General features: G+C 73.2%; 7 protein-coding genes. 5 read left to right on the top strand and 2 right to left on the bottom strand.

Annotated features, from left to right (window positions below):
- Positions 1-103 precede the first annotated feature (103 nt).
- The 5 genes from ACO1BR_RS06850 (at position 104) to ACO1BR_RS06830 (ending at position 4,798) form a co-directional block, all read left to right on the top strand.
- Positions 104-1,345, top strand: a complete 1,242-nt coding sequence (locus tag ACO1BR_RS06850; protein ID WP_426794105.1) for a hypothetical protein — start codon at positions 104-106, stop codon at positions 1,343-1,345.
- Complete coding sequence (locus tag ACO1BR_RS06845) at positions 1,342-1,851, top strand: hypothetical protein (protein ID WP_426794104.1); 510 nt, start codon at positions 1,342-1,344, stop codon at positions 1,849-1,851. Before ACO1BR_RS06850 ends, ACO1BR_RS06845 begins: the two co-directional genes overlap by 4 nt.
- Positions 1,852-2,204: 353 nt before the next feature.
- Positions 2,205-2,621, top strand: a complete 417-nt coding sequence (locus ACO1BR_RS06840) for a hypothetical protein (protein WP_426794103.1) — start codon at positions 2,205-2,207, stop codon at positions 2,619-2,621.
- A gap of 102 nt (positions 2,622-2,723) precedes the next feature.
- Positions 2,724-3,326: a carbonic anhydrase gene (locus tag ACO1BR_RS06835; RefSeq protein ID WP_426794102.1), complete on the top strand. Its 603-nt coding sequence runs from the start codon at positions 2,724-2,726 to the stop codon at positions 3,324-3,326.
- A 17-nt stretch (positions 3,327-3,343) separates the two neighbouring features.
- Positions 3,344-4,798, top strand: coding sequence for a SulP family inorganic anion transporter (locus ACO1BR_RS06830; protein ID WP_426794101.1), 1,455 nt, complete (start codon positions 3,344-3,346; stop codon positions 4,796-4,798).
- Positions 4,799-4,874: 76 nt separating this feature from the next.
- Here ACO1BR_RS06830 and ACO1BR_RS06825 read toward each other — a convergent pair whose 3' ends face one another.
- Together ACO1BR_RS06825 and modA are read right to left on the bottom strand one after the other, a co-directional pair.
- The gene (locus tag ACO1BR_RS06825; RefSeq protein WP_426794100.1) at positions 4,875-6,884 is read right to left on the bottom strand and encodes an ABC transporter permease; all 2,010 of its coding nucleotides are present in this window, start codon (positions 6,882-6,884) and stop codon (positions 4,875-4,877) included.
- A 94-nt stretch (positions 6,885-6,978) separates the two neighbouring features.
- Positions 6,979-7,776: a molybdate ABC transporter substrate-binding protein gene (gene modA, locus ACO1BR_RS06820; RefSeq protein WP_426794099.1), complete on the bottom strand. Its 798-nt coding sequence runs from the start codon at positions 7,774-7,776 to the stop codon at positions 6,979-6,981.
- Positions 7,777-7,929: the final 153 nt, after the last annotated feature.

Below are 7,929 nucleotides of genomic sequence, written 5' to 3'. Positions count from 1 at the left end.
GGTGGCGACTCCCCCCGCCGCCGGGCCCGCCGCCGGGCCCGCCGCCGGGCCCCGCGCCCGGATTCGGGACGCGGCACCCATCGTTCGAGCACAGAGGGATTCCATGGAAGGTCAGCCGACCGCCGAGGTCATCGAGCAGATCCGCGACATTCCGATCTACCGCGAGTCACTGGCCAAGGGCCACTTCCCGATCCTCGACAAGCCGGAGATCGCGCGCGGCTTCCCCGACAACTGGATGACGCCCCGCCTGGCCGCCGCGCTGGAGTCCGGCGAGGCCGAGTTCGTGCTCTCCACCGGCACCCACCACGCCCGGATGCAGCTCATCCGGCCCCCGTACTTCCTCCTGCACTCCTACTACCGGCTGTGGAGCGAGCACCCGGACATCGCCGACACCTGGGCATCCGGCTGCCGGCGGGTCTCGCTGACGACAGTGCTGGCGACGGAGCACGTCGCGCGGATCAACGCGGTCAAGCGCGGCGTACCGCCGGAACCGGTGCCGCCGCCGGCCGACCGTCGGCTCGACGACCGGACCTGCTACCTCAATCTGCGGCTGGATCCGGCGCGGTGGGAGCGCGACGACGTGGTGCGGATGCTCGGTGAGATCGAGGCCGCCCGGGAATCGCATCCGCAGGGCCTGTACCACCTCGACTGCTCCGGCTACCACCTGGCGCATCTGGTCCGCAAGGTCGGCGAATGGGGGCTGTGGGACGACTTCGCGCCGCCGGCCAGCATCATTCACGCCTACGAATACACCCCGGTGAACGTACGGCGCTTTCTGCACCAGCACTTCGCCTGCCCGATCATCGACCTCTTCGGCAGCACCGAACTCGGCTATCTCTTCTCCAGCGACCGCCGGGGGAATTACCGGCCGCACCTCGACAAAATGAGCGTCGAACTCCATCCGATCGCGCCGGACAGCACGATCCACCAGCTCATCGTCTCCAGCGTGCGCAATCCCCATATGCCCCTGATCCGGTACCGCACGGGCGACCTCGTACGGACGGTGGACGACTCCCCCGATCCGGAACGGATCTCCCAGTTCTGCGGCCGGCAAACGGAGTTGCTGGACACCCGGCACGGCCCGGTCGCCCAGGGCGACCTGGACCGGAGCATCAGCGAGGTGACACCGCAGGTCTTCGTCCACCAGCTGCGGCCGACCGGCGCCACCGAGGCCCGGCTGGCGTACACGACCTTCAACGGCAGGCCCCTCGGGCCGGTCGACACCGTGGCGCTGGAGCGCGGTCTCACCGAACTCACCGGGCGGCTCTGCCGACTCGACCACCGTACGCACATCCCCATCGGGAAGTCGGGCAAATACGCCTGGCTCGCGCAAGGAGAAGCATGACCGGCACCGCGCCGATATCCGCCGACCAGCTGACGGACCTGCTCGGCGCGGAGATGTACCGCGAAGTCGTGGATCATTTCGCCGAAAAGAGCGATGCACCACAGGAGTTCGTGGAGCGCCAGGTGCTGGAATGCCTGCGTTATCTCTTTCTCGTCTCCCGGCACCGCGACCGGCTCAGCGGGCTCTTCCTCCCCGTCGAGCAGGACATCGACGAGATCTGGCACTACCTCATTCTCCAGACCCGCGAATACCGGGCCCTGTGCGAGGAGCGGCTCCCGGGCCGGTTCCTCATCGAGCACCGGAGCATCGCCTACGAGGACTACCAGGCAGCGCCCGGCCGTGAGCAGGTGCTGGACGAGGCGCTGCGCTGGATTCCCTTGTACTGCCGGGAGTTCGGGCCGTTCGACCAGGACGCGCTGCCGCACTGGACGATCGTCCGCTTCCTCCACCGGCACCTGGGGCTGTCCCTGGCGGACATCGCCGCACTGGAACCGCCGGCCGCTTGAGCACCAGGAGGGGCAGGAGATGCCGGGCCCGACCGGACCGGCCGGGGTGCCCGGCGCCCGGTTCACGGCCGGCACCCGGTGGCCGCCGCGTCCGGTGTGACGCTGCCGGCCGCCGGTGTGCTCGCCGCGGTCGCCCCGCCGCACGCGGACGGGCGGTGACACCTACCAGGACGGCAACGACACGCATAAATCATGGAATCTCCGCAACATGACGTCATGTCCTGTTATCCCGCTGGAAACCTGGATGCTGCACTGTGAGAGAGCGGGCGACCGCCCGGCTGGGGCACGGTGAACGGCCGGCCCTCACCCGACGGGCGACGAACGAGTAGCGAGCAGCGAGTAGGCGGAGAGCGATGCGGCGGACGGACACCGGAGCGGCGGGGATATCCCGCCTGACGGCCCGGCTCCGTATGCCGCTGACCGCCCTCGCCGTCATCCTGGCCTTCCTGTTGGGCGCGGCGGCCTCCCCGTGCACGGCCAGGCCCGCCCTTCCCGCCGGCTCCGCGCTCAAGTCCGCGGGTAACGCACCGTCCGCCAAAGCCAGTTCCGAAGAGGAGAAGCACCCCCAGCGCGAGACCGGGCGCGGCGGACCGCGGCGCCCCGCGCCGTCCTCGGCGGACGCGGCGCCGACCCGCCGTACGCGGCCCGGCTACGGCGCCGATCCGGCGAGCGCCCCCGACGCCGCGACCCCTCGGGCCGCCGGCCTCACCACCGCGGCGGCATCGAGACCGGACCGACTCCCGCTCCTGCACTGCGTCTTCCGCTGCTGAGGGCGGCCGTGGTGGCCGGTCTCGCCGCCGGGCTCCACCACCTCGCGCCGCACGTTCCCGCCATCCCCACGATGGCATCACTCATCAGCAGGAGACCTCCTCGTGGAGACCTTCATCCAGCATGCCCGGGGCCTGACGGCCCGTATCGCCGACCGCAGTGAGGAACGGGAGACCTTCGGGCGGCTCGCCGACGGCCAGTCCCCCCTCGCCCTGTTCATCACCTGCTCCGACTCCCGGGTCATACCGTCCCTGATCACCGGGGCCCGACCCGGCGAACTCTTCGAACTCCGCACGGCCGGCAACGCCGTGCCCGTCTACCAGGAGGGGATGGCGGCCAGTTCGGAGGCCGCCACCATCGAATACGCGATGCGGGTGCTGCGGGTGGCCGACATCGTCGTCTGCGGCCACTCGCACTGCGGCGCGGTCGGCGCCAAGGCCCGCCGCGAGGATCTGAGCGGTGCGCCCGCCGTACGGGACTGGCTGGCGCTCCAGTTGTCCGACGACCTGCCGGCCGACGGCGAACCGGCCGCCGCCGCGGCCGTCCAGCGGCATGTGACCCAGCAGGTGGCGCGGCTGCGCGGCTACCCCTGCGTACGGGAGCGGCTGGACGCCGGCGAGGTGCGGCTGCACGGCTGGTTCTACGAGGTGCACACCGGTTCGGTGTCCGCCCATCAGCCGGCCACCGACGCGTTCCTCCCGCTGTGAAGGCGGGTGCCCGCGTCATGCAGCGATTCCCCTTCCTCCGGGCGGACTTCACCGCCTCCCTCGTGGTCTTTCTCGTCGCCGTCCCGCTGTGCGTGGGGGTGGCCGTGGCGTCCGGCGTACCGGCGGAGCTGGGGCTGATCACCGGCGTCGTCGGCGGGCTGCTCACCGGTCTGCTCCCCGGCAGCAGCCTGCAGGTCAGCGGCCCGGCCGCCGGACTGACGGTGCTGGTCTTCGAGGCGGTCAAGGAGTACGGCCTCGGCGCGCTGGGAGCCCTCGTACTGGCCGCCGGCGTGCTCCAACTGACCATGGGTGCGCTCGGGTTGGGGCGCTGGTTCCGGGCGATCTCGGTCGCCGTCGTCCAGGGCATGCTGGCCGGCATCGGGCTGGTCCTGATCGCCGGGCAGCTCTACGCGCTCGCGGACGCCAGGGCGCCGGGCGGCGGCCTCGCCAACATCGGGTCGCTGCCGCGGCTGATCGGCGACACCGTCCGGTCCGGCGCCGCGCTGTCCGCGCTCGCGATCGGCGCCGGGACCATCGCGGTGCTGGTGCTGTGGCCGCGCTGGCGGCGCGCGGCGCGGGTGCTGCCGGCGCCGCTGGCCGCGGTCGCGCTGGCCACGACGGCGGTCTGGGCGCTGGATCTGCCGGTCGCCCGGGTGCGGGTCAGCGGTCTGCTGGACGCGATCCAGCCGCCCGGCCTGGCGGACATCGGCCGGCTGACCGATGTCGGCGTACTGGGCACGGTGCTCGCCTTCGCGCTGATCGCGTCGGCGGAGTCGCTGTTCAGCGCGGCGGCGGTGGACCGGCTGCACGACGGGCCCCGTACCGACTACGACAAGGAGCTGATGGCCCAGGGGGCCGGGAACACGGTGTGCGGGATCCTGGGCGCGCTGCCGATGACGGCGGTGATCGTCCGCAGTGCCGCCAACGTCCAGGCGGGGGCCAGGACCAGGGCGTCGCGGGTGCTGCACGGGGTGTGGCTACTGCTGTTCGCGGCGGCGTTCCCGGCCGCGCTGGGTGTGGTGCCGGTCGCCGCGCTGGCCGGTGTCCTGGTGCACGCCGGCTGGAAGTTGCTCCCGCTGCGCGAGCTGCGTCCGCTGTGGCGGGAGCACCGCGGTGAGGCGGTGGTGCTGTTCGTGACCGCGGTCGCCATCGTGACGGTGAACATGTTCGAGGGCGTGCTGATCGGGCTGCTGCTGGCCGTCGCCAAGACCGCCTGGGAGACCTCGCAGGTCCAACTGGAGGTCCACACACCGGAGTCCGCCGGGCCCGTCCGGGTGCGGGCCGTCGGCAACGCCACCTTCCTGCGGCTGCCCAGGCTGCTGGACCAGTTGGAGGCGCTGCCCGCCGACCGGGACGTGGAACTGGACGTGAGTGGTCTGCGCCATCTCGACCACGCCTGCGAGGCCGCGCTGGCGAACTGGGCCGAGCAGCACCGCCGGAGCCGCCGCCGGGCGGTCGAGCCGGTCTCCTGACCCGGTGCGCCCCGGCGCGCGGCAGCTCGTCACGGCATACGACGGCGGAGCCGGCACGATCCGGCCGGCTCCGCCGTCAGAGCGTCACCAAGGAGACCTCGGTGGCCTTGACGCTGGTCCAGACGGCGACGCCGTCGGCGAGGCCGAGTTCCAGGGCCGCCGAGGGGGTGATCTCGGCGACGAGGTCGGGCACCTCGGGCGAGGTGACCAGGACGCGCAACCGGCTGCCCGCCGCGGTGATCTCCCGGACGGTGCCCGGCCAGACGTTGCGCGGGCTGCCCGACGGCCGGTCGAGGTGGACGGAGACGGCCTCGGGCGCGATGATCGCCAACGCCCGTGCGCCGTCAGGGAGTCGGTCGGCGACGACCAGCCGGCCGCCCCCGCCGAGCGCCAGCCGGTCGCCGTCGGCGGTGCCCGGCCAGGCGTTGCGGCCGAGCATCCGCGCCACCCAGGGAGAGCGCGGGCGGCGGGTGACCTCGGCGGGCGGGGCGTCCTGGAGGGCGCGCCCGTCCTCCAGGACCAGCACGCGGTCGGCGAGCGAGACGGCCTCGACGGGGTCGTGGGTGACGATCAGGCAGACCCCGCCGAAGCCGGCGAGGTGGCCGCGCAGGGTGTGGCGGACCTGGGCGCGAGTGGTCTGGTCGAGTGCGGCCAGCGGTTCGTCGAGCAGCAGCAGCCGCGGCCGGGCGGCCAATGCCCGGGCCAGGGCGACCCGTTGGGCCTGGCCGCCGGAGAGCCGGTCGGGCCTGCGGTGGGCGAGGTGGCCGACGCCGAGCCGGTCGAGCCACTGCTGGGCGGCGCGCCGGGCCTCGGCGCGCGGGACGCCGTGGGCGCGCAGTCCGTAGGCGGTGTTGGTCAGCGCCGACAGGTGCGGGAAGAGCGCGCCGTCCTGGGGAACCCAGGCGACACCGCGGCGGTGCGGGGGCAGGGCGGTGACGTCGGTGTCGCCCAGCCGCAGCGCGGCGTGGGCGCGCGGGGTGAGACCGAGCAGTGCGCGCAGCAGCGTGGTCTTGCCTGCCCCGTTGGGGCCGACGACGGCGATGGTGGTGCCCGGTTCGGCGTTCAGGGTCAGCTCGTTGAAGCCGCTGACCTCGGCGTGCAGCGGCCAGTGCCCGCCGGCCGCCGGGGGCGGCGCGTCCCGCCGTCGGGCGTCCGGCGCGGCGGGCTGCGCCGGTGCGGGACCGGCCCCGCCGCCGGTGCCGGTGTCCGCCTCACCGTACGTGTCGGCGGGGCGCGCGGCGCGGCCGACCCGGTCGGCGCCGCCCGTCCAGCGGCCCCGCAGGCAGATCAGCACGGCCATGGCGATGACGAGCAGCAGCAGCGACACGGAGGTGGCGGCCTCCGGGGAGTCCTGGAGCAGGAGGTAGACCTGGAGCGGCAGGGTCTGGGTGGTGCCGGGCAGATTGCCTGCGAAGGTGATGGTCGCGCCGAACTCGCCGAGCGCGCGGGCCCAGGTCAGCGCGGCACCGGCGACCAGGCCGGGGGCGACCATGGGAAGGGTGACGGTGCAGAAGACCCGTACCGGCGAGGCGCCCAGGGAGGCGGCGGTCTCCTCGTAGCTGAGGCGGAGCCCGGCGAGGGTGCCCTCCAGGCTGATCACCAGGAACGGCATGGCGACAAAGGTGGCCGCGACCACCGCGCCGGAGGTGTGGAACGGCAGCACGATGCCGAAGGTGTTCTCCAGCCAGGGGCCGAGCACTCCACGGCGGCCGAAGCCGAGGAGCAGCGCGACACCGCCGACGGTCGGCGGCAGCACCATCGGCAGCAGCACCAGCGAGCGGACCAGCGCCTTGCCGGGGAACTCCACCCGGGCCAGCAGCCAGGCGAGCGGTACGCCGAGGAGCAGGGACAGCCCCAGCGCCCAGAAGGAGACCAGCAGCGACAGCCGGAGCGCTTCGAGCACACCCGGGGTGGTCAGATGGGTGCCGATATCGCCCCAGCTGGTACGGCTCAGGATGCCGATCAGCGGCAGCAGCAGGAACGCGACGGCGAGCAGCGCCGGGGCGGCCAGCGCGACGGGCGTGCGGGCGCCGGGGGCGCGCAGCCTGCCCGCCAGGCGCGCGGCGGGGGTGGGGAGGCGGGTCATCGGGGTTCCCGGGATCGGTGCGGGCCGGCGGACGGCGGAAGCGTACGGGGCGGTCCGCTCCCCCGAGCCGGACCGTCCCGAACGCCCGCGGCGGCTACGGCTTCTGGAAGCCCGCCTGCTGGAGCAGCTGCTGCGCCTCCGGCGTGCTGAGCCACTTCACGAAGGCGGCTGCCGCGTCCGCGTGCTGGGAGGTCTTCAGGGTCGCGGCCGGGTAGGAGGCGACGGCGTTCTGCGCGTCGGGGATGTCGATCGCGTCGACCTTCTTCGGGGCGGTGGCGGCGTCCGTCTTGTAGACGATGCCGGCGTCCGCCTCACCGAGTTCGACCTTGCTGAGGACGGCGCGGACGTTGGGCTCCTGCGAGACCGGCTTGACGGTCAGCTTCTGGGCGTCGAGCACCTTCTTGCTGTAGCGGCCGACCGGCACCTCGGGGGCGGCCAGCACGACCTTCAGCTTGCTGTCGGCGAGGTCCTTGAGACTGCCGACCTTCTTCGGGTTGCCCGGACCGGTGGCGATGACCAGGCGGTTCTTGGCGATGACGGTGGGCGTGCCGGCGTCCGCCCTGAGCCCGTCCATGGTCTTGGTGTCGGCGGTGACCAGGGCGTCGGCGGGGGCGCCCTGCTTGACCTGGGCGGCCAGCTCCTGGGAGCCGGCGAAGGAGAAGTTGAGCTTGATGCCCGGGTGCTCCTTCTCGTAGACGGCGCCGGCCTTCTTGAAGACGTCGGTCAGCGAGGCGGCGGCGAGCACCGTGAGGTCCGTCTTGGCGGTGCTGCCGCCGGACGCGTCGGCGCCGTCCTTCTTGCCGCTGCTGCTGCCGCAGGCGGCGAGCGGGACGACGAGGGTGGCGGTGACGATCGCGGCGGCGGCCCGGCGGGCGGTGAAGAGGTGGGACATGGTGCGGAACTCCTTTGGACGCGGGGCGACGGGGTCGCCCCAGCGGTTGGGGACATAGCCGCGCCGTGGACGGGCGACGCCGCTGGTGCGGGTGGCCGGTCCCGTCGTGGGGATCGACGGGGGATGGACCGGCCGGTGGTGCCGCGGGGGGTT

Origin of the sequence: Streptomyces sp. YGL11-2, assembly GCF_050054615.1 — a bacterium.
Classification (GTDB): Bacteria; Actinomycetota; Actinomycetes; order Streptomycetales; family Streptomycetaceae; genus Streptomyces.
Note: the sequence above shows the minus strand (reverse complement) of the source record. Positions and strands in the feature narration are given on the sequence as shown.